The organism is Campylobacter concisus (genome assembly GCF_001891085.1).
Taxonomy (GTDB): Bacteria; Campylobacterota; Campylobacteria; order Campylobacterales; family Campylobacteraceae; genus Campylobacter_A; species Campylobacter_A concisus_O.
Genome location: NZ_JXUP01000009.1, coordinates 1 through 25,736 on the forward strand (window position 1 = coordinate 1; position 25,736 = coordinate 25,736).

The 25,736-nt window shown below is 35.9% G+C and carries 28 protein-coding genes, 5 tRNA genes and 3 pseudogenes; 15 read left to right on the plus strand and 21 right to left on the minus strand.

The window, feature by feature from the left end:
- Nucleotides 1-254: 254 nt before the first annotated feature.
- Nucleotides 255-395: pseudogene (locus TH67_RS10220) on the plus strand (IS1595 family transposase); the annotation flags it as partial.
- 14 nt (nucleotides 396-409) lie between these two features.
- Here TH67_RS10220 and TH67_RS08425 read toward each other — a convergent pair.
- From TH67_RS08425 to TH67_RS08465, 10 genes and pseudogenes are all read right to left on the minus strand, one after another.
- On the minus strand, nucleotides 410-1,276 hold the full coding sequence (locus TH67_RS08425) for a TIGR01777 family oxidoreductase (protein WP_072595195.1): 867 nt from the start codon (nucleotides 1,274-1,276) through the stop codon (nucleotides 410-412).
- Nucleotides 1,277-1,376: 100 nt separating this feature from the next.
- Nucleotides 1,377-1,505: pseudogene (locus tag TH67_RS10395) on the minus strand (hypothetical protein); the annotation flags it as partial.
- A 745-nt stretch (nucleotides 1,506-2,250) separates the two neighbouring features.
- A complete protein-coding gene (locus TH67_RS08430; protein WP_072595196.1) occupies nucleotides 2,251-3,009 on the minus strand; it encodes an aspartate carbamoyltransferase in 759 nt (252 codons plus the stop codon).
- Nucleotides 3,010-3,060: 51 nt separating this feature from the next.
- Nucleotides 3,061-3,870: a phage antirepressor KilAC domain-containing protein gene (locus TH67_RS08435; RefSeq protein WP_072595197.1), complete on the minus strand. Its 810-nt coding sequence runs from the start codon at nucleotides 3,868-3,870 to the stop codon at nucleotides 3,061-3,063.
- Nucleotides 3,848-4,084 (minus strand): hypothetical protein, encoded by a 237-nt coding sequence (locus TH67_RS08440; protein WP_072595198.1) that lies wholly within the window; start codon nucleotides 4,082-4,084, stop codon nucleotides 3,848-3,850. Before TH67_RS08440 ends, TH67_RS08435 begins: the two co-directional genes overlap by 23 nt.
- A 4-nt stretch (nucleotides 4,085-4,088) precedes the next feature.
- Nucleotides 4,089-4,358 carry a hypothetical protein gene (locus TH67_RS08445; protein ID WP_072595199.1) on the minus strand — a complete coding sequence of 90 codons (270 nt, stop codon included), beginning with the start codon at nucleotides 4,356-4,358 and terminating at the stop codon, nucleotides 4,089-4,091.
- A pseudogene (locus TH67_RS10860) lies at nucleotides 4,355-4,537 on the minus strand (helix-turn-helix transcriptional regulator); the annotation flags it as partial. The pseudogene TH67_RS10860 and the gene TH67_RS08445, both read right to left, overlap by 4 nt.
- A 256-nt stretch (nucleotides 4,538-4,793) precedes the next feature.
- Nucleotides 4,794-5,516 (minus strand): hypothetical protein, encoded by a 723-nt coding sequence (locus tag TH67_RS08455; protein WP_072595200.1) that lies wholly within the window; start codon nucleotides 5,514-5,516, stop codon nucleotides 4,794-4,796.
- 3 nt (nucleotides 5,517-5,519) lie between these two features.
- Nucleotides 5,520-6,740, minus strand: coding sequence for a tyrosine-type recombinase/integrase (locus TH67_RS08460; protein WP_072595201.1), 1,221 nt, complete (start codon nucleotides 6,738-6,740; stop codon nucleotides 5,520-5,522).
- 191 nt (nucleotides 6,741-6,931) lie between these two features.
- Nucleotides 6,932-7,007, minus strand: a tRNA-Ala gene (locus tag TH67_RS08465).
- Nucleotides 7,008-7,113: 106 nt separating this feature from the next.
- On the opposite strand from TH67_RS08465, the gene TH67_RS08470 reads away from it, so the two are divergent.
- The 5 genes from TH67_RS08470 (at nucleotide 7,114) to TH67_RS08485 (ending at nucleotide 7,699) form a co-directional block, all read left to right on the plus strand.
- Nucleotides 7,114-7,188, plus strand: a tRNA-Gly gene (locus tag TH67_RS08470).
- A gap of 8 nt (nucleotides 7,189-7,196) precedes the next feature.
- Nucleotides 7,197-7,283, plus strand: a tRNA-Leu gene (locus tag TH67_RS08475).
- A gap of 6 nt (nucleotides 7,284-7,289) precedes the next feature.
- Nucleotides 7,290-7,363: transfer RNA gene (locus TH67_RS08480), tRNA-Cys, on the plus strand.
- Nucleotides 7,364-7,395: 32 nt separating this feature from the next.
- Complete coding sequence (locus TH67_RS10400) at nucleotides 7,396-7,551, plus strand: hypothetical protein (RefSeq protein WP_167496266.1); 156 nt, start codon at nucleotides 7,396-7,398, stop codon at nucleotides 7,549-7,551.
- A 58-nt stretch (nucleotides 7,552-7,609) separates the two neighbouring features.
- Nucleotides 7,610-7,699, plus strand: a tRNA-Ser gene (locus tag TH67_RS08485).
- 523 nt (nucleotides 7,700-8,222) lie between these two features.
- Here the strand turns inward: TH67_RS08485 and frr are convergent.
- The 5 genes from frr to TH67_RS08510 form a co-directional block, all read right to left on the minus strand.
- Nucleotides 8,223-8,780, minus strand: a complete 558-nt coding sequence (frr, locus tag TH67_RS08490; RefSeq protein WP_072595202.1) for a ribosome recycling factor — start codon at nucleotides 8,778-8,780, stop codon at nucleotides 8,223-8,225.
- On the minus strand, nucleotides 8,770-9,729 hold the full coding sequence (locus TH67_RS08495; protein ID WP_072595203.1) for a polysaccharide deacetylase family protein: 960 nt from the start codon (nucleotides 9,727-9,729) through the stop codon (nucleotides 8,770-8,772). Before TH67_RS08495 ends, frr begins: the two co-directional genes overlap by 11 nt.
- Nucleotides 9,730-9,731: 2 nt before the next feature.
- Entirely contained in the window at nucleotides 9,732-10,061 is a 330-nt protein-coding gene (gene secG, locus TH67_RS08500; RefSeq protein ID WP_072595204.1) for a preprotein translocase subunit SecG, read from the minus strand.
- 66 nt (nucleotides 10,062-10,127) lie between these two features.
- On the minus strand, nucleotides 10,128-10,511 hold the full coding sequence (locus TH67_RS08505; protein ID WP_072595205.1) for a thiamine-phosphate pyrophosphorylase: 384 nt from the start codon (nucleotides 10,509-10,511) through the stop codon (nucleotides 10,128-10,130).
- Nucleotides 10,504-11,202 (minus strand): Bax inhibitor-1/YccA family protein, encoded by a 699-nt coding sequence (locus TH67_RS08510; RefSeq protein WP_072595206.1) that lies wholly within the window; start codon nucleotides 11,200-11,202, stop codon nucleotides 10,504-10,506. The genes TH67_RS08505 and TH67_RS08510 overlap by 8 nt, the downstream gene beginning before the upstream one ends.
- 170 nt (nucleotides 11,203-11,372) lie before the next feature.
- Here TH67_RS08510 and TH67_RS08515 point away from each other — a divergent pair, with 170 nt between their 5' ends.
- From TH67_RS08515 to TH67_RS08530, 5 genes are read left to right on the plus strand one after another with little or no spacing between them, the layout of a single operon-like run.
- The gene (locus tag TH67_RS08515; protein WP_072595207.1) at nucleotides 11,373-12,017 is read left to right on the plus strand and encodes a carbonic anhydrase; all 645 of its coding nucleotides are present in this window, start codon (nucleotides 11,373-11,375) and stop codon (nucleotides 12,015-12,017) included.
- Nucleotides 12,010-13,854 (plus strand): mechanosensitive ion channel domain-containing protein, encoded by a 1,845-nt coding sequence (locus TH67_RS08520; RefSeq protein WP_072595208.1) that lies wholly within the window; start codon nucleotides 12,010-12,012, stop codon nucleotides 13,852-13,854. The genes TH67_RS08515 and TH67_RS08520 overlap by 8 nt, the downstream gene beginning before the upstream one ends.
- Before the next feature lie 10 nt (nucleotides 13,855-13,864).
- Nucleotides 13,865-14,023 (plus strand): hypothetical protein, encoded by a 159-nt coding sequence (locus TH67_RS10405; RefSeq protein WP_180371751.1) that lies wholly within the window; start codon nucleotides 13,865-13,867, stop codon nucleotides 14,021-14,023.
- 46 nt (nucleotides 14,024-14,069) lie between these two features.
- Complete coding sequence (locus TH67_RS08525) at nucleotides 14,070-15,149, plus strand: GGDEF domain-containing protein (RefSeq protein ID WP_257638067.1); 1,080 nt, start codon at nucleotides 14,070-14,072, stop codon at nucleotides 15,147-15,149.
- Nucleotides 15,142-16,194: a GGDEF domain-containing protein gene (locus TH67_RS08530; RefSeq protein ID WP_072595210.1), complete on the plus strand. Its 1,053-nt coding sequence runs from the start codon at nucleotides 15,142-15,144 to the stop codon at nucleotides 16,192-16,194. The genes TH67_RS08525 and TH67_RS08530 overlap by 8 nt, the downstream gene beginning before the upstream one ends.
- 25 nt (nucleotides 16,195-16,219) lie before the next feature.
- Here the strand turns inward: TH67_RS08530 and TH67_RS08535 are convergent, their stop codons facing one another.
- From TH67_RS08535 to TH67_RS08545, 3 genes are read right to left on the minus strand one after another with little or no spacing between them, the layout of a single operon-like run.
- The gene (locus TH67_RS08535) at nucleotides 16,220-17,503 is read right to left on the minus strand and encodes a TRAP transporter large permease (protein WP_072595211.1); all 1,284 of its coding nucleotides are present in this window, start codon (nucleotides 17,501-17,503) and stop codon (nucleotides 16,220-16,222) included.
- A 9-nt stretch (nucleotides 17,504-17,512) separates the two neighbouring features.
- On the minus strand, nucleotides 17,513-18,055 hold the full coding sequence (locus tag TH67_RS08540; RefSeq protein ID WP_072595212.1) for a TRAP transporter small permease: 543 nt from the start codon (nucleotides 18,053-18,055) through the stop codon (nucleotides 17,513-17,515).
- Nucleotides 18,055-19,047, minus strand: coding sequence for a DctP family TRAP transporter solute-binding subunit (locus TH67_RS08545; RefSeq protein ID WP_072595213.1), 993 nt, complete (start codon nucleotides 19,045-19,047; stop codon nucleotides 18,055-18,057). Before TH67_RS08545 ends, TH67_RS08540 begins: the two co-directional genes overlap by 1 nt.
- A 445-nt stretch (nucleotides 19,048-19,492) precedes the next feature.
- On the opposite strand from TH67_RS08545, the gene sodB reads away from it, so the two are divergent.
- On the plus strand, nucleotides 19,493-20,110 hold the full coding sequence (gene sodB / locus TH67_RS08550; protein ID WP_072595214.1) for a superoxide dismutase [Fe]: 618 nt from the start codon (nucleotides 19,493-19,495) through the stop codon (nucleotides 20,108-20,110).
- Between the two features lie 491 nt (nucleotides 20,111-20,601).
- On the opposite strand, the gene TH67_RS08560 is transcribed toward sodB, so the two are convergent.
- Nucleotides 20,602-21,768 carry a MalY/PatB family protein gene (locus TH67_RS08560; protein ID WP_072595216.1) on the minus strand — a complete coding sequence of 389 codons (1,167 nt, stop codon included), beginning with the start codon at nucleotides 21,766-21,768 and terminating at the stop codon, nucleotides 20,602-20,604.
- Between the two features lie 99 nt (nucleotides 21,769-21,867).
- Between TH67_RS08560 and TH67_RS08565 the strand changes: the two genes are divergently transcribed.
- From TH67_RS08565 to tpx, 3 genes are all read left to right on the plus strand, one after another.
- Entirely contained in the window at nucleotides 21,868-22,323 is a 456-nt protein-coding gene (locus TH67_RS08565) for a DIP1984 family protein (protein ID WP_072595217.1), read from the plus strand.
- 216 nt (nucleotides 22,324-22,539) lie between these two features.
- On the plus strand, nucleotides 22,540-23,682 hold the full coding sequence (locus tag TH67_RS08570; RefSeq protein ID WP_072595218.1) for a trans-sulfuration enzyme family protein: 1,143 nt from the start codon (nucleotides 22,540-22,542) through the stop codon (nucleotides 23,680-23,682).
- 14 nt (nucleotides 23,683-23,696) lie between these two features.
- Complete coding sequence (gene tpx / locus TH67_RS08575; protein ID WP_072595219.1) at nucleotides 23,697-24,221, plus strand: thiol peroxidase; 525 nt, start codon at nucleotides 23,697-23,699, stop codon at nucleotides 24,219-24,221.
- A gap of 45 nt (nucleotides 24,222-24,266) precedes the next feature.
- On the opposite strand, the gene TH67_RS08580 is transcribed toward tpx, so the two are convergent.
- Nucleotides 24,267-24,818: a ribonuclease HII gene (locus tag TH67_RS08580; protein WP_072595220.1), complete on the minus strand. Its 552-nt coding sequence runs from the start codon at nucleotides 24,816-24,818 to the stop codon at nucleotides 24,267-24,269.
- Nucleotides 24,818-25,672 (minus strand): S-adenosylmethionine tRNA ribosyltransferase, encoded by an 855-nt coding sequence (locus TH67_RS08585; RefSeq protein ID WP_072595221.1) that lies wholly within the window; start codon nucleotides 25,670-25,672, stop codon nucleotides 24,818-24,820. Before TH67_RS08585 ends, TH67_RS08580 begins: the two co-directional genes overlap by 1 nt.
- Nucleotides 25,673-25,736: the final 64 nt, after the last annotated feature.

Below are 25,736 nucleotides of genomic sequence, written 5' to 3' on the forward strand. Positions count from 1 at the left end.
CACTTGTAACGTTACATACGTTACAAGTGTTACACACGTGTTACCGATAGAGTGACATATATGCACCCTAGGGTGTCAGCTGTGATGACATCCTTTAAAAGCTACCTAAATCTAACTTACCCAGCTCAACTTTGATCTTGGCTCTAACTACGTAAAATACGATATTTTTTAACATTTAGGGGCGTTTTTGATCTAACTAGATACGCCCTTTTAAAAAAGCTGTATGAATTTAATTCACCCAGCTCAAAATTACGCTATTTAAAGGGATAAGGAAAGAGATTTTCTTATTACATTTAAAAGAATGTGAATTTAAATATGATACTAAAACTACACAGGAAAACTTATATCAGAAACTACTAAAATTGATAAGAGAAAATCTGCTTAAGTTTTGTTGAGCCTTTAAAAAATCTCAGCTTAAAATTTCACTCAAAGCAGCGTTTAAATCACCAAATTTAAACTCAAAGCCCTGTTTTAGTAAATTTACAGGTCGCACATCTGCACCTTCAAGCAATATCGCCGAGCCTTCGCCAAATTTTAGCTGCAAAACAAAGCTTGGGACATTAAAAATGGCTGGGCGTTTAAGTGTGTTTGCAAGGGCCTTTGTGAAGCTTTCATTGGTAGCAAATTCTGGCGAAACAAGGTTAAAAATGCCTGAAATTTCATGATTTAGCACAAGCTCATAAGCTTTTAGCAAATCGTCCAGATGCACCCACGAAAAGCTCTGCTTTCCGCCTGCCAAAACGCCGCCAAGACCTAGCTTAAAAATCGGCAACATCTTAGCCAAAGCACCGCCCGTTTTGCCATCAACCCCTCTGCCAAGCACTACGCCAAGCCTAAAAATCGCCGTTTTCACGCCAAGCTCACTGGCCTTTAACGCTTCATTTTCCCAAGCCACCGCCAATTTTCCCAAAAATCCTTTATTAAAATTCTGCGAACTTTCATCGTGTATTAAACCGCTCTCATAAATGCCAACCGCCGAAGTTGAGATGAAAATTTTGGGCTTTTTTGAAGTCTTTGAAAGTGCCAAAACAAGGTTTTTCGTACTTGCAATTCGGCTATTAAAAAGCTCATTTTTATAGCTTTGACTCCATCTTTGCGAGATGTTTGCACCAGCTAAATTTATTAGAGCATCACACTCTTGCAAAATCTCAGTCAAAGCTGAAATATCCGCATAAATCTCACGCTTTATTTTTAAAATTTCATGCCCTTTTGAAGCTAAAAACTCACACAAATTTGAGCCAACAAAACCACTCGTGCTATTTATCGCTATTTTCAAGTTTATCCTTATCAAATTTTCTTAATTGCAATTTTCACTTTGCTTCAAAGCGTGTATTTTAAGAAGTTCATCCTTTTTTGGTTTTTTAGATTATACCAAGCATGATTTTAAATCTCTCTGACAAGCAATACTTTAAAAGTGAAGTGTCTTTGTAGTCTATAAAATCAATCTTTGCTTCTGTAAATTTGCAATTAACCCATCTCACTTTTTTTGTAAAAAAATTTCTCATTTTTAACCTTAATGTAAATATTTTTAGCCCCTTGATAATTAATTTTTTCATTTAAGGATAAAGGGAGATTTTTTGTAACAAAAAGGTCATTGTAGGGTAGTTTTATAAGGGCACACTATACGTTGCTTTTCTTAAATTGTGATTTTCGCTCGTGCGTGGCTTACGTGCTAAGCTCTAGCCCCTCGGTGCTGGCTTTGATTTTTGATTTTAAAAGATAGACGAAAAACGCTAAAAATATGGCAAGCGGTGGCAATCTCTGCAACTACCTTTTTTATCAAACCTTAAGCAAGCAAAAAAAGGGCTATTTTGGCTTAAGGTTAAAAGCCGTTTTCATTTTTTGGTGAAATCCATTTTTATTGCTAGGGTTTTCCCTTTTTTTATGGATAACCTGCTCCCCTTTTGTAAGGGGTAGGTATTTTTTACCCTCCCCTTGCTGCTATCGTTTCTCTTTTTTGGGAAACGATGAGGTAAGTTAAACTTAGGTCATCTTTTAAAGCTACCTATGTTAAACATAGCCAGCTTTTACGTTTCACTTGCAAGGCTCAGGCTTTGATAATAGGGTTGTTTGGGTTTCATTGTTAGAGCTAGTTAGACGGATAGCCTATTTTTAGGGGTCGGCTCGTGTCCTTAATTTTAAGGGGACGGACAAAGCTCACATTTAGGGGGCTTTGCTGCGTAAGCCAAAAATTAGGCTAACGCATAAAAATATCTGTGCGTTGAGGTAACGAGCCAAAATCTCGGCTGGTTATGCTCTTAGTTCTCTTTTATTCTCTTTTGACTTGTAGGGCTTGATTGTGCCTTGCTCTTTAGTGCTCTTATCCAGTATGGATTTAAACTCATCCAGGGCGTAAGGGAGTTGTAAATTTAGCCTTTGCTTGAGAGGCAAGGGGTTATCTTTACTTTTGGGATTTATGCTTACTACGGCTTCGACTCGGTAGATAGGCAAGTTTAAATTATTCTTTTTTGCCTTGTCATAAAAATACACCCTGGTTAATACATCGTTGTTTTTTAGATACTTGGTATTCTCAAAGCTAATAACCTCATCGCAAAAGGCTTCAAGGTTAAAGGGGCTATCCTTATCAAAACAAAGGTCAAGAGATGAAACGTTATTTATCACGCCTAGGAGCTCCGCTATTAGCTCTCGCGGTGGTGGTGTCTTGTTATACTGCCTAAGTCCATAAACTTCAAATAACGCCTTTTGTGGCTCATTGCCTGCGTTTTTTAATGTAGCATAGAAAATAGGCAAGTCGCTAAGCATATAAATATTAACTATCTCATAATCTCGAAACTCATAACGGCGTTCTATCTTGACGGCTTTTGCTGTCTGCTTATCCAGCTTTAGCCATTTTTTGCCATATTTTCGAGCGATTGACTTTAAAAGGTCAATTTTTTTATGGGTCTTTTGCGTGATAGCTTTTTTGTAAAAAGTCGCCCTTATCGTGTCTATGTAAATTTTGCTCTCGGCTGGGTTGATAATGCTCTCAACTTCTGCTAAAATATCCACGTTCGTAACCTTGTAAAGGGTGGCTGTCTGCTCCACCCTTTTTTGACTTGACTATTTACTTTTTATCGCATTTATTAATTTTTCGGCTAGCCTTACTTGTCCTTTTGGTGTTATTAGGGGTCTAAAGCTTAGACACCGCTCGCCGTTTGGCTTTGTAAATGGTTGTGGTTTATATTCAAAATAGCCCATATTTGAATATTTTTGATAAGGCTCGTTATTTTCTTTTAAAATCTTTAGCTCTCTCATCAATTCAAATAATCGGTTTTGTCCTGTATTTATGCCTTGCTCTTTATTGCAAAGCATTTTCGCATAATCGCCTATTTTAATACTGCCTTTACTGCTTTCAATTGTCTTAGCATATGCAATATAAGGCTTATTTTCTATCGCCTGAGCTTCGAGGCGGTTATTTTCCTCTAGTGTGTCGGCGTATCTTAGGGCTAGTTCTGCAAGTGAGCGAGGATTATCTAAAAGCTCTTGAATAGTAGTAGGGCGGTTATTGCTGTTTAGGATAAAATCGCTCGCCCAGTCCCTAAAAGCTATCGTTTGAGGTGTTTCGGTTAGCTTAAAGCCTAGAGTTATCACGCCCTTTTTAGTCCAAAACACCATTTTTTGACTATTAGACACCCCGCCCGATTTGTCCGGGGGTGTATCATATACGCCACCTTTGCCATCGTTATACATATCTTTGTAATAATAATGCACGCCCTCGATGTATTCGGTCGCACCTTGCGTTCTTTGTTTTCTTACTGCTTCTTGTGTAACTCCAAAGCCCTCGGCTACTTGTCTATCTGATAAGCTCCACGTATCTTTATACTCCAAAACTTCTAAATCTAAATTATTAAACGTTACTATTGCTTTCATCGTTGTATCCTTGTTCTGTTAGTTCTCTTACTTGCTTTCTTAGGTTTTTGTTGATGTAAAATAGGTCGTAAGCCATATTTATTAACCCTTGTGGTGCTTCTTTCACACTCGAAACGCCATAAGCTCTTAAATGGCTAGTAAATTCTTTTATCTTTTGAGGCTCGATAGCGATTATCGCTCCGCCTTTGCCTGCTGTTGTAATTTGAAGTTTCATCTTATTAACCTTTCTTGCGTTGAGGTGCATTACTCGACGGCTTAAAATTTAGCCGTCGTATTTCGTCCTCTAGTTCATTAATCTCTCTTGCTAGCTGTAGCGATGTATCGTAAAAGCTAAGGGCTATGTCTAGGGCTTCATCCGTTTGTTTGCTAGTTTCGCCCTCTTTTATGGCTTTAAGTAGGCTAGGGTTACGCTCTTTTACTATTAGCATAAAGCCTAAATAAAAATCCTCCTCGCTTAGCTTGTCATATCTTGGTTTTAGGGGCTTCATCTTTCGCCCCCTTGCTCTGGTATCGCTCCGCCTTGCTTTTTATACATAAAAGCTTCGAGGTCATCACGTTTAAAGCGTATGGTTTGATTTGTGTAGATGATAGGTTTTGGGAAGTCGCTTGATTTCTTGTATCTGTAAAGCGTCGATACTCCTATGCCTAAAAACTCCGCTGTTTCTCTTGAATTTAGTAATGCTTTGTTTTACATTTTTCAATCCTTTTATATGTAATTTTTCTCAAATGGTTAAGCCTGAATGCTTGCAAGCTTGATATGCTTAAGTTGATTTGATGTAAGAATTATGCGAGTTTTAAAAGGATAAGACAACGAAAAATATTTTTAGTCGGTAGTTAAAAAAGTGGTAAATTTTTATTATTTAGTTGAGATTGTAAGATATTAAAGCCCTCAATTTAGAGCTTATTATGGCGAAAAAATATTTTTAGTCAGCTTCTTTTGGGTAGTAAAATTTTACTACTGCATTAGCAAAAGCTGCTTTATTAAAAAAATCATAAGCGTCTATTTCATAAATTTCTATTAGCCTTAGCATCTCTTTTTTAAATTCATCTTTGGCTTTTTGGTTGTTGGAAAAAGCCTCAAAATCATTTTTAAGCTCTTTAGCAAATTGAAAATACTCGTTGCCTTTATGTTCTAAATCGTAAAAGGCTTTATTTAGCTCAGTTATCACGTTGCTCTTGTCTGGCATAAAATTACCAGAATACACATAAGGTTCATTTTCTCTGCCTGTTGGTGTGAAGTGAGAGGGAATGTTATCTTTTATGCTAAATGCTTCTTTTAATTGCTCTATGCTATTTAAAAATAATTCATATCTTTTTACTGCTAAAGGTTTTTTGGCTTTTGAGGTAGTTATTCTTTGAAAAAAAGTGCAAAAATTATTAATTGCTTTATCCATAACTTCGTGATATATATCGCCGACAAAGTTAAATTTAGTAAATATTGCAAAATCATCTATCGAAATATTTTTAACCTCGCCCTTTTCTACTTTTTTTAAAAAATCTAAAAAAATAGTTGCGGTTGTTAGGTCTTTTTGTTTATCTATCATAAAATTGCCAATAATATTAATAACTTCTCCTGCTTGTTCTTTTTTAATTTTCTCTGTAATTTCTTTGTTCTCTTGTATTTTATCGCTGTAACCTCTAGCCATTTTTCACTCATTTATTAAACTATCTAAATAATCGCTCCACCACTGCATTAATTTAGCCCTCTCGTCCAGCCTTTGGCTTCGGTCGTAAATAGCTTTTACACTCGTTCGCTCTTTATGGTCTAGGCAAAGCTCTATCACGTCGCTACTAAAGCCGTGATTTTTGATATTTTCATTTAGTAGAGTGCTTGCTGTCGTGCGTAAGCCGTGAAATACCATTTCATCGCCAAAGCCTAACCGCTTGATTGCTTGGTTTAGTGTGCTATCGCTTAGCGGTCTTGTTGCACTTATGCCACTAGGAAAGACAAAATCGCCCCTTTTATGCTCTAGCATTGTTTTTAAAAGCTTCTTTACTTGCTTACTAATAGGCATATAAAAAACTTCTCTCAATTTCATTGCCTCGGCTGGAAACGTGATTAAATTATTCTCAAAATCCACGTATTGCCATTTTAGTTCTCTCACGTTTGCACTACGTAAAAAGGTATGCACGCCAAATATTAACGCTTGCTGCGTGCAAAACGAGCCTTGATAGTCCTGCATTGCTCTTAATAGCTCTTTTAGCTTGCCTGGCTCGGTTATTGCCTTGTAGTGGTTATTTGATGAGGTTTTGAAAGTATCATTAAAAATAATATCTCGTGTTGGATTGTGCTCGATGTAGCCCTTATTTACTGCCAAATCTAAGATTTTACGGAGTAGCCTAAATGTTCGCTCTGATATTTCGTGGGTTAGCCCCTTTTTCGTTTCTCGCGCTTGTATCTGCTCGATTACCTGCATATAATCTCTACGCTTTAGAGCTGTTATCTCTTTACTGCCTAAATAAAAGATGAGATGATTTTTTACACGCCCTATTTGCTTATTAGTAGATACAAGGCTTTTGCTCTGCTCTTTTTCTATCCACTCATCGGCTACGTCTTTAAACGTGATAGCCTTTTGCTTTGCTGTGGCTAGCTGTAAATCCTCGCCCTTATCTCTTAGCCTTTCAAGCTCCAAAGCTTTTGCTCTTGCTTCTGCTAGCGTAATGCTTGGATATTTGCCTAGCCTGATCTGTTTTGTTGTTCGCTTCTCGTCGCTCTCTTGATATTTGAAATAAAATGTTTTGGTGGTTTCTTTTTTGGTTTTATATGCAAGCACATATAAAAATTTCACTCCGTCATCTTTTATCCACTCACGAATTTTATTTTTGAGTGTAAATTTTTTTAGTGCCAAATCGTTCGCAAAGCTTGCCATTTCGTAACCCTTGTTTTTGAGTGTAAAAAGTTAGAAAAAATATTTTTTTACACTCAGATATACACTCAAAAGAGTGATATTTGATGAAATGCAATGATAAGAGATGAGATCTTAAAAAGTGGTAAAAGCCCTAAATTTGGGCTTTGAAAAGCATTTTTTGACAAGGTTTGAAAACCCCTGAAATCGTCTATTGGTGGAGTTAAGCGGGATCGAACCGCCGACCTCTTGAATGCCATTCAAGCGCTCTCCCAGCTGAGCTATAACCCCAAAGTGGATTTTGACATTCTATCTTTTTATGGCTTACAATATTTTGAAATTCGTTTTAGTAAAATAAAATTTTAAGCAATTTTTGGATAACATTGCAAACTTTAACGCGGGAATAGCTCAGGGGTAGAGCACAACCTTGCCAAGGTTGGGGTCGCGAGTTCGAATCTCGTTTCCCGCTCCATTAACTTAGCCCGAGTGGCGGAATGGTAGACGCAAGGGACTTAAAATCCCTCGGTAGTTTTTACCGTACCGGTTCAAGTCCGGTCTCGGGCACCACAATATGGCGACATGGCCAAGTGGTAAGGCATGAGCCTGCAAAGCTTTGATCCCCGGTTCGAATCCGGGTGTCGCCTCCAAACTTCAAAAATAACTACTCAAAGGAATAACAGTGAGAAATTTATTTTTAGCAGCTTGTATAGCATTTTTTGTAGCTGGTTGTTCAAATACTTGGCATGGCGTAAAAGAAGATACTCATAATGCTAAAGAATGGACCAAAGAAAAGATAAATGATGGAGCTACATATATTAAAGAAAAAACAGAGTAAAATTTAGAGATTATAGTAAATTTTAAGCAAAGTTGGTTATAATCACAAATCTTTAATTCGGGAGATGGCTGAGCGGTCGAAAGCGGCGGTCTTGAAAACCGTTGAGGTGTGAAAGCCTCCTGGGGTTCGAATCCCTATCTCCCGGCCACCTATCTAATTCCTTGTTTATTTTATAAAGCATTACCTAGATTTATTATTCATAATGCCTATAAGAAAATTTCCATAAATATTCAGCTCAAAATTTACTAGAATTAAAAAAAATCAGTAAATTTCTTATTTAAAGTAAGACATTGTAAGATAAGGGAAAGTTTAAGAGTTTTTATATTTGATTTTTGGCTATCTTAAATTCTCAAAATAATATTTGTAGTAGCACATTCAAAATACATAATAGGTAGTAATCCCGTGTATAAATATACATAAAATTAATAATATTGAGTGAAAAAGTTAAGACAAATTCAAAATAAGAATTTAAATTAAAAATTCATGGAAATAGGTTAAAGACAAAGTGGTGGCTATGTTTTATGTAGTTAGGATCTATTTGTATTTAATAGGTAAAAACACAATAGACAAAAAATTAAACTACTTGCTGATAAATATTTTTCTGAAATATTATTTTGAGAGAATATCTAGCTACATAAAAGTAGCTAGATAAGGAGAAATTTCTAAAAAATTTAGATTTTTAAAAGCTCAGCCTCTTTCTCTTTTACAAGAGTATCGATTTTTGCAGTGTAGGTGTCAGTTATCTTTTGAACCTCATCTTGTCCCTTTTTGCTCTCGTCCTCAGTTATAGCTTTGTCTTTTTCAAGCTTTTTGACTTCATCGTTTGCGTCTTTTCTTACGTTTCTTATACTAACTTTGGCTTTTTCTCCCATTGATTTTGCATGTTTTGCATTTTCTTGGCGTTGCTCAACTGTCATAGGTGGAAAAAATAGCTTTACACTCTCGCCATCACTATTTGGATTGACGCCGATATTTGCTGCTTGGATAGCTGAAGAGATCGCTTTTATCATACTCTTTTCCCAAGGCGTGATAGCGATAGTTGAAGCATCGCTTGTAAGCACAGTGGCTACTTGGTTGAGTGGAGTCGGCGAGCCGTAATAATCAACCATTACATGATCTACAATATTAATGTTTACCTTGCCCGTTCTAAGCGTTGTAAAGTCGCGTTTTAATGAAGCTATTGCTTTCTCGCAGCCTTCTTTTTGTGTTTCGTAAATTTTATTTAGCATTGATGTCCTTTATTAGAAGTTTTGTGCTTCGTTGATGATCTACTTTTAGTGATATTAAAACTTTGCGTTTATCGAGAGGTGGGTTAAATTTACACTCAAAAACACCATTCGTCATAGGTACCTTTTTAAAGCCATTAAAGCCAGTCATAAAAAAACTACCTTCGCTAGCATTTGTATCAGTTTTTATAATAAGTTTGTCTATTGCATTATTTTGCGGATAGCCCTCTGGAAATATCCACTGGGCATTTAAAAATTTGCTATTAAACGTTAGTGATATTTTTGTACCGTTCATTACTGGTGTTCTATAAAGATCGTAAACATCACTCTTATCTGAAACCGCACCTGAGTTTTGATTTAAAAGCGCTAAAAAACCAAATTCTTTTGCAAGTTTTACAACTCGACTATCGATCTCACCATAAGGTACTGCAAAAAATTTTGGCTTATAGCCCATATGTTTTTCAAAGGTCTCTACGCCTTTTTGAAAATCCTCTCTTAATGCCTCATCGCTAAGTTTTGTCATCCTTGGATGGGCGTACGAGTGGTACCCAATCTCGCCATAAGCCTCAAGTTCTTTAATCTGATCAAAATCCAAATAATCGCCATATTTATTTGCACTGGCTTCCACATAAAGCATTAGCGCAAATGGATAGTTATACTCTCTAAATACGCTAAGGGCATTGTCATAGAAGCTTTTATAACCATCATCTACAGTGATGACAATCCAGTTATCAGGTATTTTTTCGCCAGCATTTACAGCATCGACTAGCTTTGAGAGTTTAACGACTTCATAGCCATTATTTTTGAAATATTCAAACTGCTCTCTTAAATTTTTAATAGAAATATCAGTGCTTGTGTGTCTTGGATCATCAAAGCGGTGATAAACTAGGATGTGAGCGTCTGCTAAAGCAAATGTTAGCGCCAAGAATGACGCTAAAAGTGTTTTTATCATTGTTATTTTGCTGGAGTTTGTGGTGCACTAGGAGCTGATGGTACGTCGTTTGACTTTGGTATGACTAGAGATTTACTATCGACGCTATCAACGATAGAGCGTTTTAGATCTTTGTTGTAAAAATATCCAAGTGCAAGTGTGTTTAGGATAAACAAAACGCCTACCACAAAGGTAAATTTAGCTAAAAATCCAGCTGGTCCTTTTGCTCCAAAAAGACTCTCGTTACTTCCGCTATATGCCCCAAGTCCGATAGATGAGCTTTTTTGAAGTAAAACAGCGATAGTTATGATGACAGCTAGAGCAAACTGTAAGATCAAAAATATTAAACTCACGAAATTTCCTTTAAATTTTTAAAAATAATTGGTTGCGATTATACAAGAAAAGATTTAAATTTTTAGTTAAAGTTCTTTTTCAAGCTCATAAAGCTCGTATCTTATGCCTTTAAAAAGCTCGGCTTGTTCTAAATTTACGAGCTTAAAGCACTCTTCAAGCACGCGAGCACTCTCCTGAGCACGCTTGAAATTTGCAGTGATTATCTCGTCTAAATTTTCTCTAGCTTGCTCGCTTTTTGTGCTAGTTTTTAAGACATCATTTTGAGAATTTCTAAATTTTAAAAATTCTTTTTGTGGGATCTTTGCTTTGTGGCGGAGGGATTTTATTTTGTAGGCGAGCTTAGCGTCATCAAAGACATATCTTTTTATATCTTCAACAACGCGAAGCCCTTCTTTTAGCCTATTTAGATTCGCATCTATTACTCGGTAGATGCGCTCATCTTTAGTCATTTCTATTAAAAATTCCTAAAATTTGTAGTAATGATGTAAATAGATTTATAAAATCAAGATACAAAGCAACTGCGCCTTCAACTGGAGTTTCATAGTTTCCACGGATAATATTTTGCGTATCAAAAAGTATATATGCACTAAATAGGATCGATGAAATACTTGCGATTACAAGTTGAAACATTGTACTTTTAACAAAAATATTGATAATAGCTGCTGCAACGATAACAATTAAGGTTATGAACAACATTTTACCCATTGTTGTAAAGTCACGTTTTGTATTCATTGCAAAGACACTTAATGCACCAAAAGCAACTGTTGTTAGTCCAAATGCTTGAGCTACAATACCAGCACCGCTTGGCATAGCAAGGATCGCTGAAAGTAGCGGAGTTAGCGTAAGGCCACTTATAAAAGTAAATGCAAATAGAAGTATTAAATTTAATCCCTCTTTACGTTTAGCTGCCATTAAGCCAAAAAGTAGTGCAAACTCGACTATAACAAGCCCCCAAAACAAAAATCTATTTGCCGCAAAAACGCCAGCAATGCTAATACCTACATAAGCGCCAGCTGTTGCTGAAAGTAGTGATGCTGCAAAAAGTTGATAAGTTTGTTTTATAAAAGTGCTTAGCGAGCTTTGAGAGTACGCAAGTTCTTCTTGATTTTGTTTTGCGTAGTTCCTATCATACAGACTCATTTTATCTCCTTATGAATTTTTGAATGAGTTTAGCCTAAAATAATTAAACAATGAATAAAAAGAATTTTAATAAATTATATTAGTTAAAAATTTATATATTAAAGTATTTTTTAGATTAAATAAAAGTTGCTATAATCGCGTAAAAATATAAAAAATGGAGATAAATTTCTATGGATGACTCGCTACTTGAAGGTGCGGTAAAATTTATGGAAGATGGCTTTTTAGAGCATGAAGAGCTCTTTAAAAGTCTACAAAATAGACAAGACCCACATACCCTTTTTATATCCTGTGTTGATTCAAGAGTAGTACCGAATTTGATAACAAACTGCCTTCCGGGCGAGCTTTTTATGGTACGAAATATTGCAAACATCGTGCCGCCTTATAGAGTGAGCGAGGAATTTTTGGCAACGACTTCTGCTATTGAATATGCATTAGAGCTTTTAAATATCAAAAATATCATTATTTGCGGGCACTCTGATTGTGGTGGATGTGCAGCGCTTTATATGGATGAAAAAAAGCTCAAAACTACACCAAATGTTAGAAATTGGATAAAGCTAATAGAACCAATTAAGAGAGAAGTTTTAAAATTTACAAGCGACGATCCAGCAAAGATGGCGTGGCTAACTGAGAGATTAAATGTGATAAATTCGATCGAAAATATAATGACTTATCCAAATGTAAAAGAGGAGTATGAAAGAGGAAACCTTCAAATTTATGGCTGGCACTACATTATAGAAACAGGTGAAATTTTCAGCTACGATTTAAAAGAGGGCACATTCAAACTTTTAGCAGATAAGAGGGGTGAAAATGCGTAAAATTTTAACCATCGTCTTGCTCTCATTTATAATGCTTTTTGGTGCTGAAAATAATAAAACTCAAGAAGAAAATATACTAAGCCTAACAAATCAAATTTTGACTTTAAACAATCAAATCCAAATCATAAAAGCACAGCAAAAAGATACGAACTCAACAAAAGCTGATAATTCAAATTTAGCTGGACTTCAAAAGAAAAAAAATGACCTTTTGGAAAAAATTCCACTATATGTTATGCAGATTGAAGTAACTCAAAACGATATTGATAAATTTATTTTGCAAAAAAATAATTTAGAAAAAAAAGTAGCTAGATTAGAGAAGCAATCAAATAAAGATGCTTACGTTCAAAGTGCTATTGAGCTTGAGAAAATGAAGATAGATTATGCTTATTTATCGGCTTTAATTAATCTTGAAGAGATATTTAAAAAAGGTGCTAAAGCAAACTCTATAAAAGAGGTTATAGATAACGGACTTTTAAATTTACAAACAAATTCTTACGTCAGCATAAAAGAGCTAAAAGATTCGCTAAATGAGACTTCAAGCTCTTACGATAACGCATTTGCCGAGCTTGATTTAAAAAAAGAGACTGATGAGGAAATTTTAATCTATCTTAAAAACAATGCCGATCTTCTAAGCTCAAGCATGATCTTATCCGAGCTAAATTTAGTCGATACGGTCGAATATATAAATAAGCTAACTTCTATAAATTCGGCAAAATTTAACGTTGGTAAGATCGTAGTTATAATCGTAGTATTTTTATTTTTTGTCTCACTTACAAGAATTCTCGCCAAACTCACATACTGGCTTATGTCACTTATTGCATCAGGCGAAGGCGTAAAGGAGGCAAAGGATCAGATAGTAGATATCGTTAAAAAGCCTATCTCTGCACTTCTTATCATTTATGCGCTAAACATTTGTATCGGTGTTGGCTTTTATCCAGTGCCAGTACCACTAACTCTAGCAAATATCTTCTCAATCGTCTATATAGTCGCATTTTCATGGCTTGTTTTAACCATCCTAAATGGTTATGGCATAGTAATAATCGATAAAATCGCACAAAAGAGTAGACGAAAAGAGGTTGTAAATTTAGTTTTAAAAGTAGTCTATGTAATTGTATTAATAATCGCACTTTTACTAATTCTTCAAAAGCTTGGCTTTGATATATCAGCACTCATAGCTTCACTTGGTATCGGCGGTCTTGCTGTTGCATTTGCTGCAAAAGACATTATCGCAAACTTCTTTGCATCTGTTATGATGCTCTTTGATAACTCATTTTCACAAGGAGACTGGATAGTTTGTGGTGATATAGAGGGCACTGTCGTTGAGGTTGGCTTTAGAAAGACGACTATTAGAAGTTTTGATAACGCTTTAATCTTTGTGCCAAACTCAAAACTGGCAAGTGATCCTGTTAGAAACTGGAGCAGAAGAAAAGTCGGTAGACGTATCAGAATGGTTATCGGCATCGAGTATGGACCAACTACAGAAGAGATCAAAAAATGTGTAGATGACATAAAAACTATGTTGATAAATCATCCAGATATTGCTAAAAGCGAGGATATAACAGCCAAGAAAAAAGGGCTAAAATATAGACAAAGTATAGTTTCGGTTGATGATTATGCTGGATATAAATCAAATTTATTTGTCGTGGTTGATGATTTTGCAGATAGCTCAATAAATATCTTAGTTTATTGTTTTGCAAAGACTATCGTTTGGGGAGAGTTTTTAGATGTCAAGCAAGATGTAATGCTAAAGATTATGGATATTTTAAAGCAAAATGGTCTAAATTTCGCATTCCCAAGCCAAAGCTTGTATATTGAAAGTGTCAAAGATAAAATTTAAGGAGAAAACAATGAGTGATGAATTTGATTATGAAGAAGTAGAAGAAGACTACTCTGAATTTAATGACGATGAGGACGATAGTAGCGGTAGTTATGACTATAATTACGATGAAAATGATTACAACTACGAAGATAGTGATGAGGATGAAGATAGTTACGACTCTTATTAAAAATACTTAATGAAATTTAATGGAATAAATTTACAGGGAGTTTTGTTTGACACACGATTTTGTAGATCAAAGTAGTTATAAAGCGATCGATGATATCTATAAAACGATATTAGACGTTATGATAGCTGTGAATGCACTATCTTTGTTGCTTTTTATGATCATAGCTACACCGCTACTTTTTATGTGCTTATTATTTATAGCAGCTGGGATATTGCTTAGAATAAAATTTGACATAAAATATAGAGTATTAATATCTCTTGCATTTCACCTAAATATTATATTGCTTGTTACTATTATTGTTACTACTATGGGTTGGAATACTGGAATTTGGATAATACTTGTTGGTGTAATTTTTATAAACTACTTCCTAGCGTTTGATTCAAAGAGTCTTACTTATATAATGGCATTTTTAGAATTAATCTTGCTTATACTTCTTTATTTTATTCATAAAGATGAGACGCCGCTGATCCCATCAGCTATACGAGGGACGATAGTCGTGTGCAGTATTGTTTTTGCTTTTTTTATTGTTTTAAGACTTTCAATGTTTGCAGATGTTATCACGTCTAGTGGATATCAGCAAATAAGAAAAGAGACAGAAGAGCTTGAAAAGGACTCAAAGCATGATTTTTTAACGCAGCTTTTAAACAGAAGAACAATAGAAAAAACTTTAGGATTTGAACTAGTTGCTAATAAGGAAAGAAGCGGTAATACAAATTTAGTCATAATGCTAGGCGATATTGATAATTTTAAAAAAATAAACGATACATATGGGCATGACTGTGGCGACGAGGTCTTAAAAGATGTAGCCAGTGCTTTGAAGAAATCATTTAGAGGTAAAGACTATGTTTGCCGCTGGGGCGGAGAAGAATTTTTGATAATCTTGCCCGATACAAAGATAGAATTTATCCACGAAGTGAGTAAAAGGCTTAAAAAACAGATAAACAACGCAAAACTTCCAGATAAAACTCCAGTTACTATGACCTTTGGCATGCTAATATGTGCAAATGGTGTTGAGGTGGATTTTGAGCAAGCCATAACTTTAGTAGATAAGCTGCTTTATGAAGGAAAGCTAAATGGCAAAGACCGTATCGAATTAGAAATTTTAAAAAAGGGCTCGGATGCGTAGAATTTCACTCTATACGGCTCAAAAAATTATCATATTTTCAATATTATTAACTCACGTCTGTTATTTTTTCATTTTTTTATTTATGAAAGAAGAAATTCTAGCAGTTACGAATGTATTTTCAGTAGCAACCTATCTTTTTCTTTTAAGGCTTATTTACGATAGCCCTGAAAATAACAAGATAACAATGCTTATAGTCCAGCTTGAAATTTTATTTCATGCATTAGTTTGTATGCTGACACTTGGATGGGGATATGGATTTGGGTTATTGTTTTTAGCATCGTCACTAATACTATTTTTTACGTCATTTACCTATAAATTTTTTAACTACATAATAGTTGCAACGCAAATAATTTTATCCATAGTCTGCTATATATATTTAGATGGCCAGCCTGTAAAAGATTTTGACGGCTTTAAAGATCTACTTTTTGTTTTTAACTTAAGTATGGTTTGCGTATTTTCGGTTATCGTTTCGTACCTTTTGGAAAGCTCAAATTTATTTATATTTTTAAGCATCTTAGAGGAAAAAGAGGTGGCTGAAAATATCTTAAATCACGATCCATTAACAGGACTTTTAAATCGCACTTCAATGCAGAAAATTTTAAGTCAAAACGATCTTTATAAAAATAGGGACTTTGCTATCGTTATGTGCGATATTGATAACTTTAAAAAGATAAACGATACCTATGGACACGGCGCAGGAGATGCTGTTTTAAAAAGCTTATCAGGCATATTTAAAAGCACTTTTAGAGATAAAGATAGAGTAGCTAGATTTGGTGGAGAAGAATTTTTAGCAGTCGTCTTGGGTGTAAAAAAAGATGCAGCTGTAAGTATCGTAGAGCGTGTTAGAGAGACTTTGAGTAAAAATATAGTTGAGTTTGAAAACATAAAGATCAATGCAACTATGACTTTTGGAGTAGTTGCTCATGATGGTACGGGAGAATTTAGCTTAGAAAAGATGATAAAACAAGCCGATAATCTACTTTATGCTGGTAAACGAAGTGGTAAAAATATCGTTATGAGTGCGGATTACGACTCAAAAGCATAAATTTAGAGGCAAGAGCCTCTAAATTTTAATGTCCATACATTAGGTTTGGTAACCAAAGAGAAATTTGCGGTATATAAGTAACCAAGATAAGGCCAAAGAATAAAGTAAGTGTCCAAGGCAAGCATGCCATGATGACCTCTTTTAAGTTCATATTTGTAAGACCGCTTGCGACAAATAAATTTAGTCCAACAGGTGGAGTAACCATACCTATCTCCATATTTACAACTAAGATAATGCCAAAATGTATCGGATCTATGCCAAGTTGCGTTGAAATCGGAAGCAATAGTGGAACCATGATCATGATGACGCTTGAAGGCTCCATGAACTGACCCATGATAAAGAGTAAGATATTTACAAATATCAAAAATCCTATCATACCGATATTTGCGTCAAGTATCATCGAAGCGATCGCTTGTGGGATCTGTTCGCTAGTTAGCAAATATGCAAAAACAACGGCGTTTGCGATGATGAAAAATATCATAGCTGTTGTAAGGGCTGAGTCTAGGCAGATGTCCCAAAGATCTTTTATCTTTATATCTCTATAGATAAAAAGTGAGATAAATAGCGCATAGACCGCACTTGCCGCAGCAGCTTCAGTTGGAGTGAAAATTCCTCCATAAATTCCGCCGATGACCACAACGACGATCAAAAGCGCCCAAAATGCTTTTGCAAATTTTTGCACTCTTACTTTAAATGGTTCAGCTTTAGTTGCTTTAAAGCCAAGCTTTTTTGCGCCAACATAGGTTTGAACGAGCATAAAAGCGCCGAGCATAAGACCGGGTACAACGCCTGCCATAAAAAGCTTGCCGATACTTACCTCAGCAGTTACACCATAAACTATCATAACAACTGAAGGCGGGATCAAAATTCCAAGCGAGCCAGCCGTTGTTATGCCGCCCACTGCGTACTCTTTTGGATAGCCAGCCTCTTTTATAGCTGCAAACATAATTGAGCCAATGGCTACAACCGTCGCAGGCGAGCTTCCAGAGACCGCTGCGAAGATGATGCAGGCAAATATCGCACTCATAGGCAAGCCACCTGGCAAATGTCCGACCATAGACTTTGCAAAGTCGATGATACGCCTTGCTGAGCCGCCTTTACTTAGTAAATTTCCAGCCAAGATAAACATCGGTATCGCCATTAGCGAAAATTTATTGATACCATCAAATATGAGCTGTGGGATCGTAGCGATGTCGATATCTGTAAAAAATATCATCGTTAAAACAGTACTTGTGCCTAGCGAAACCGCCACTGGCACGCCTATTAGCATCAGTGCAAAAAGCAGGATAAATAAAAATGCTATTGTCATTTTTTCTCCTTAGTCTTTGACTACGCTGCCATGAGCTAGCTCGTGCGCTTCGTTGCTTACGACGTTTTCTGCAGGCGTTAGAGCTACTTTTATGGCTTTTTCGGTCGAGCGGTAGCTAGCTGTGACAAAGGCTATCGGGAGCACTAGCATAGGTACCCATTGTGGTATGCCAAGGTCTATTATCATCTGCTCGATCTCGTGAAGAATTTTAAGATAATCAATCGAATAAACTGCGATAAATAACAAAAACACAGTAGTTAGTACATGAGAAAAGATTAAACACGCTTTTGCAAGGGTTGGTGGAAATTTTTCCACCAAGATAGTTACGCTCACGTGAATACCCTTATTAAAGCCGTATGCCGCGGCAAAAAACGCCGACCAGATAAAAAGATAGTTTGATAGCTCGCTTGCCCAAGACCAGCTTTTGTCGAAAAAGTATCTAGCCATAACATTTGCAAAGGCTAGCAATGTTCCACTCGCGAGCCCAACTACTGCGATAGTTTTATTTAGTGAGGCTATCGCTATATCAAGGACATTAAAAAAGCTCTTCATTATTTTGTCCTAAGAGTCTTTTCTATGAGATCTTTACCGATAACATCGTAAAATTTAGGATAGATTGACTGCATAACCTTTTGCCATTCGGCCTTTTGTGCGTCATCGATCTTATAAATTTCTAGTTTTTTACTAGCAGCGATGTATTTTTCAAGTTCAGCTATGACGTGAGCGTCTTCTTTTGCTGTCTCTTCTCTCTCGAAAGCTGTTGCTTCGCTTAGAGCTTGTTTTACATTTGCTTTCAGATCATCTGGTAGCTTGCTCCAAAATTTATCGCTCATAACGACTAAATAGCCTAGATATCCGTGGTGTGAAAGCGTAAGAGAGCTTTGAACCTCGTGAAATTTAGAGTTATAGAAATTTGATAGTGGGTTTTCAGTCGCATCAACTACGCCTTGTTGAAGTGCAGAGTAAACCTCTGAAAATGGTAGAACTTGTGGATTGCCACCAACTACTTTGATCTGTTCTTCAAGTACCTTTGAGCTTTGGATTCTAAATTTTTGTCCTTTTGCATCTTCTGGCACAAGAACTGGTTTTTTGCTTGAGCTAAAATGCTTAAATCCAGCATCCCAATAATCAAGTGCCACAAAGCCTTTTTTTGTAACAAGGGCTTTTAGCTCCTCGCCAACTGCACCATCTTGAACCTTGTGAAGGTGGTCTGCATCTTTAAAGATGAAAGGCAGGTCAAATAGCTGAAACTGCGGCACGATAGGCGTAAATTTTGAAAAACTTGGAGCTGCCATTTGAACATTGCCAAGCTTTAACGCGCCAAAAACTCTATCGTCGTCAAGTAGCTGAGCTGATGGGAAGACTTGAACTTTTAATTTACCGCCGCTTAGCTCCTCAGTACGTTTAGCAAAAAAGTCAGCTGCCTTGCCTTTTGGTGTAGAAGCTGCAACAACGTGAGCAAATTTGATCGTATAGACCTTGTCTGCACCAAATGCTAAGCCACTGATGGCACAAGTAAAAAGTAAAGCTTGTAAGAATTTCATCTTTTATCCTTTGTAATGGTTTTGTTAAACGCATTATAAATTTCAAAAATAAAAATTTAGAAATTTTGTTTCGTAAATTCACAGCTATTTATTTTTATATGTGTATTTTAGTAACAATTGTGCTTTTAAAAGCTAATTTATATTTTCAAAAAATTTTTATAATTTTTCAATAACTAAACTTTTAAAGTATATTTGTTACTTTTTTACACATAAAATTTATTTTATTTTTACATTTAATAAATTTTTTTGAATCCATTTAACCAAATGCATGGGATATTTTGCCCTAAATTTTTCTTTTCTATAAGTTTAAAAGTCAGCCAAAAAATGTAAGTTTAGGTTTGCTTAAATTTAACCTATATTTTGTGGCTAAATTTAAAAGATTTTTATTTATTAATTTTTTATGGCTATAATACGAAACAACAAATTTTATTATTAAGGAATTATTATGTTTGAACTTAGAAAACTTCCATTTGATGCAAATAGCAATGCAGTAGTTAGCGCAAAAACCTGTGAATACCACTACGGCAAGCATCATGCAACTTACGTAGCAAATTTAAACAATCTTATAAAAGATACAAAATTTGCTAACGCATCTTTTTATGAAATTCTAACAAATAGCGAAGGTGGGCTTTATAACAACGTTGCTCAAGTTTACAACCACGACTTTTACTGGGACTGCATCGCTAAAAAAAGCGAGATGTCAAGCGAGCTAAAAGCTGCGATCGAAGCAAATTTTGCAAATTTCAAAGAGGAATTTTTAAAAGCAGCTACAACGCTTTTTGGCTCAGGCTGGGCGTGGCTTGTATTTGATCCAAGCAGTAAAAAGCTAGAGATCGTACAAACTAGCAATGCAAAAACTCCAGTGAGCGACGGCAAAGTACCGCTTCTAGTTGTTGATGTTTGGGAGCATGCTTACTACATCGACAACTTCAACGCTCGTCCAAAATACCTAGAGACTTTTTATGAGAATATAAACTGGGAATTTGTAAGCAAAGCTTACGAGTGGGCGCTAAAAGAGGGCCTTGGCTCAGTTGAGTTTTACACAAAAGAGCTTCATAAATAATATCTGGCGGGGCTTTCCCGCCTTTAAATTTCTACTTTTATCTAAATTTTTAAAATCATCAAATTTATCAGCAAGAACTACCTTGTTTTAAAAGAAAGTGCAACTTCAAAAATGGCTCAAAATTTTGTTTTAGCAAACAATTTCTCTTAAATTTAAAACCAGTACGAGATGGCTCATCTTTAAATTTTTGGTTTTAAACACACTGCTAAATTTATAAGCTACGGACACGATCTTTACCACTTCAAAAAGGCATAAAATGCTCGCTTTTATCGGTCTGCTACATTGTGGTTGGGCGGTTTTTGTACTTAAATTTAAAGCAACCAAATAAAAACTAGTGTAGGCCATCTTGTCTTTAAATTTATTAGCAAAACTTGATTTGATATTTAAAATGATGGGGCAATATTTACTGCTTCAAAAATGCCCCGAGCTGTATTAATATTAGGCAGGAGTAGCTTAAAATTCAAAAGCCACCCAGCCAAATTTGGTCAATTTTATTTTCTTGAAGTATATAAATTTATACCATTTTGCAAGCGTTTTAATCCTTCAAGCACTCTTTCACGCTGCGTTGCGATATTCATACGAAGAAAAAATTTATCACCCCTGTAAGCATTGCCGTCATTAAGCCAAAGTCCTGCTTTATCACGCAAAAAATTCATGAATTGGCTTGAGTCCTCACAAAACTCACTGCAATCGAGCCATAAAAGATAAGTTGCATTTGATGGCAGAAGTTTCACTGGTAAATTTTGCTCTTTTATAAAATTTGCAACGATTTTTTTGTTTTCAAAGAGATAATTTCTAAGCTCATCAAGCCATGTTTGACTATCATTAAATGCCGCTATTGTCGCAGTTATCGCAAATGCATTTGCTTCACCTATCTCATCATAATTTACAGCCGCATTTATTCTGGCGCGTATCTGTTTATTTGGCGTGACGATGGCTGAGCTTTGAAGTCCTGCGATATTAAAGGCTTTTGTAGGTGAGATGCATGTGATTGAGTTATTTTTACACTCTTCACTAACGCTGATAAATGGCACATAGCTTAGACCAGGATCAGTTATGTCGCAGTGGATCTCATCGCTGATAACCAAAACATCATGTTTGTAGCAAAGCTCGCCTATTTTTTTAAGCGTCTCTTTGTCCCAAATTTTTCCTATTGGGTTGTGAGGATTACAAAGAAGCATCATAGTTGTTAGCGGTTGAGCTAGCTTTGCCTCAAGGTCGTCAAAATCGATCTCGTAAGAGCCATCTTTATAGATAAGGTCATTTGATAAAATTTCACGACCATTATTTTTAATGCAGTTAAAAAATACGTGATATACGGGAGCTTGAACTAAAATTTGATCTCCTGGATTACTAAATCTTCTAATCGCAGTAGAAATCGCTGGTATAACGCCAGTGCAAAAGCACATCCAATCGTTTTCAAAGCTAACATCATGACGCCTTTTCCACCAGCCTTTAATCGCTTCGTTCCACTCTTTTGGGATAAATGAGTAGCCAAAGACGCCATTATCAAGACGCTTTTGTAGGGCATTTAAAATTTCAGGTGCAGCCTTAAAATCCATATCAGCAACCCACATTGGCAAAATATCGTTTTTCATTCGCCATTTTGATGAGTTAGTGCCATCTCTGCTAATAAGCGTATCAAAATCGTACTTCATAGCTTTTCCTTAAAATAAAATTTTAAATCAATTATAACCCAAAAGATACTAATATAATTTGAAATTTTCTCTCAATTTAATATTTCAAAAGGAAAAATGATGAAATTAGCTCAGGCTCTCATTTTAAGAGCCGATACACAAAAACGTTTAGAGCAGCTAAAAGGCAGGTTGCTTGATAATGCAAAAATACAAGAAAATGAAAGACCTAGCGAAGATCCAAAGCTTCTTTTAAAAGAGCTTGATAGGCTAAGTGATGAGCTATTTAGACTGATCTTGGCTATAAATTTAACAAACTCAAGTGCAAAATTTGAAGGCGCGAGTCTAACTGAAATGATCGCTAAAAAAGATACGCTAAGCCAAAAAGCAAGCGTGCTTAGGGAATTTGCCAAAAGCGCAAGCCAAAAGGTCGATCTTTACTCAAATAGTGAGATAAAAATTTTAAGTAGTGTTGATGTGGCTATGCTTCAAAAGCAAATAGACGAGCTTTCTAAAGAGATCAGAGAGCTAGATATGAAGCTACAAGAGGCAAACTGGCAAGTTGATCTTGTAGAGTAAAATTTATGGTGAAAATTTAGCTAAAGGCGAGTAAAAAGAAAAATTTATTAGGCTTGCGGGGAGAGAGCAAAAGTTTAAATTTATCCCAGCAATTTAAAAAATGCATTCTTAAAAATAAATGTTACTACCACTTACTGATTTAGCTACGTTTTGGGTGGGTTTGGGGAAGATTAATCTTTATTATGTAAGATTTCATAAAATTTTAAAAGGAAATTTATGAAACTTGACACCTTGATCGTAAAAGGCATTGAAGCTAAAAATAATCCAAATAAAGCGGTCATTCCGCCTGTTTTTTTAGCAAGCACATTTGTGCAAGATGATCTTGAAAATTTTCAAGAATTTGCATATTCTCGTGGTAGCAACCCTACAAAAAAAGCATTTGATGAAATTTTTGCAAAGGTTGAAGGCAGCAAATACGCTTTTAGCTTTGCTTCAGGCATGGCAGCAACAGCCGCGGCACTTAGCCTTATAAAAACTGGGCAAAAGGTCCTACTAAATAGTAACGTCTATGGCGGCACTTATAGATATGTCACGACCGTTTTTGAAAGCCACGGCATAAAGAGCGAATTTATAGACGATCTAAATTTTTTAAACGAAGATGACATAAGTGACGACGTGGCGGCGATATTTATCGAAACTCCGTCAAATCCTCTCTTAAGAGTGACAGATATCGCTAGAATTTCAAAGATCGCTCACAAAAAGGGCGCTCTAGTCATCGTGGATAACACATTTTTAACGCCTTATTATCAAAGAGTACTTGATCATGGAGCTGATATCGTGGTTTATAGCGCTACAAAATATATCGGTGGACACGCTGATGTGATCGCTGGTATCGTCACGCTAAACGATGATGCTTTGGCTGAGAAGATAAAATTTGCTAAAAACACTCTTGGTGGCATCATAAGCCCGATGGATGCCTACTACCTAATACGTGGGCTTAAAACGCTTAGCGTTAGGTTTGACAGACAAACGCAAAATACACATAAAATAATCAAATTTTTGCAGAATAATGACGCCGTTAGCGTGGTGCATTTTGCTGGCTCATATAGTGAGCAAGAGGCAAAGATGCAAGCGGCTCAAGCAAGTGACATCGGCGCGCTTATCTCATTTGAGCTTGATGAAAAATACGATGTAAATAAATTTGTAAAATCGCTAGAAATTTTTGATCTAGCAGTAAGCCTTGGTGGCGTAGAGAGTCTTATCTGCAGGCCTGCAACTATGACGCATGAGGCATTTCCAAAAGAGGTACTAGATAAGATCGGTATAAAGCAAAACTTGCTTCGATTAGCAATCGGTATCGAAAACGCTGATGATCTAATAGCGGATCTTGATCAAGCATTTAAAAAAGCAAAAAAATAATAAAGGAGACAGATATGGCAACTACAAAATTTAAAGGTAGTGAGGTAAATTTAAGTGGAAATGAGCTATTCGTCGGCTCTTATGCACCTGAGGCAAAAGTCGTAGCACAAGATCTTAGCGAGTTTAGCGTGGGTGGAAATAATGGTGTAGAAGTACTTGTTTGCTTGCCATCACTTGATACTGGCGTTTGCGCAGCAGAGGCTCGCAAATTTAACGAAAAAGTAGCTGGCAAACATGGTGTAAAACTTAGCATCATCTCAAATGATTTGCCATTTGCGATGGGTAGATTTTGCACGACTGAAGGCATAGAAAATTTACGTGTAGGAAGTGACTTTAGATACGGAGAATTTGCTAAAAACTATGGCGTTTTAATGAGCGATGGCCCACTAAAAGGACTACTTGCAAGAGCGGTATTTGTCATCAATGATGGCGTAATAATTCATAAGCAAATCGTCCCTGAAGTGACAGAAGAGCCAAACTATGATGCTGTATTTGATGCTATTAAAAGTAGTGGTAGTTGTGGTTGTGGCTGCCATTAAAAAGGACGTTATCTAAGCATCTATTTGATGCTTAGATAATTAATCTTAGTCAAATAGAGATTTTTCAAAAGACTTTACTACAAAGCTTTTTCTATGAAGGCTTGAATAGCCAAACTTGGCAATGGCATCTAGGTGAGCCTTTGTGCCGTATCCTTTGTGCCCCGCAAAGCCATACTTTGAGTAAATTTTATCCCAGCCTTTCATCAAACTATCACGACTAACCTTTGCTAATATGCTAGCAGCGCTTACCCCAGCGACTTTGCTGTCAGCTTTTATCATCGTTGTGATACCAACGCCATAGTCTAAATTTCCATCATAAATAATCTCAAAACCCTCAAAGTGCGCCTTAAAAATTTTGAGCGCTCGTCTTAAGCACTCGCTTAGCCCAAGTTCGTCTATTTGCGCATTTGAGAAGTAGATGATGAGAAAATTTGAGCTTTTTATGATCTCTTTAAAAAGCTCCTCACGCTTTTTTGCGGTTAGTTTTTTGGAGTCGTTTAGGCCTGAAATTTCTTTATTAAGCACGCAGGCCGCTACGCTTAAAGGCCCAGCTAAAGCCCCACGTCCAGCCTCATCTATGCCACAAATTTTTGCCATTAAAGTCCGATTTCATCGCTAAAGTAAGGTCTTAGCTCATCAAGTGGCACGCTAATTTGCTCCTCGTTTAAAAAGGTAAGCCCAAGTGGCGAAAGTACAAAATTTTCACTAACGCCTGCTGTTGCGAGGATTGCTTTTAGATGAGGGTCGTTCATATCTTTAAAAATCTGCTTTAACTTTAGCTTTTTGTTGGTTTTAAGTAAGACGACATCGCAGCTAGTTTTATTATTTTTATAGGTGCAGATGCTTTTTATTTTGTCATTTATATAGTAGATGTTATCTAGGCTCTCAAATTGGTTATTTGGCCATTTTTTACGCTCACTTTTTAGGTCATAAAGTGTCGAGAGTAATTTATTTTTATTTTTTTTAGCCGATTCTTTGGCAAATATATCGTTAATTATAGCTTCGTATCTCGTGCCATTTGCTTCGATCATTTGGATGCCAATATTTAGCATTTCATACTCTTTTTCTTTTTTAATAGTCGCATTATAGGCTTTGTTTTTAACGATTATTTTGCCCTTTAGCTCGCCATTTTCATTTTTAACGTCTAAATTTATCTTATCAGATACAGCATTTAGAGATGAAATTTCACTGCTATTTTGCTCAAGATTACCTTTTTCGTAGTCGTATTTTGTACCATCAAAAAAGATATGCCCGCCTATCTTGGCCGGCACTTTAAAGCTCTTACTTTGCTTAAAATTTTCAAATTCATCTTTAAAATAGTTCATATAAACTTCAAATTTTATACCATTTGCCTCGCCAATAAATTTATAAAATTTCGCCCAGTTTTCGTGATTTATCTCATAGCCAAATAGGCTTACTATAAGTATAAAAATCCCAATAAATGCTCTCATGTCCGTCCTTCATAGTTTTTTTGATTATAGCTTCTTTACTTTAAGCTTTTAAAACAATAATCAA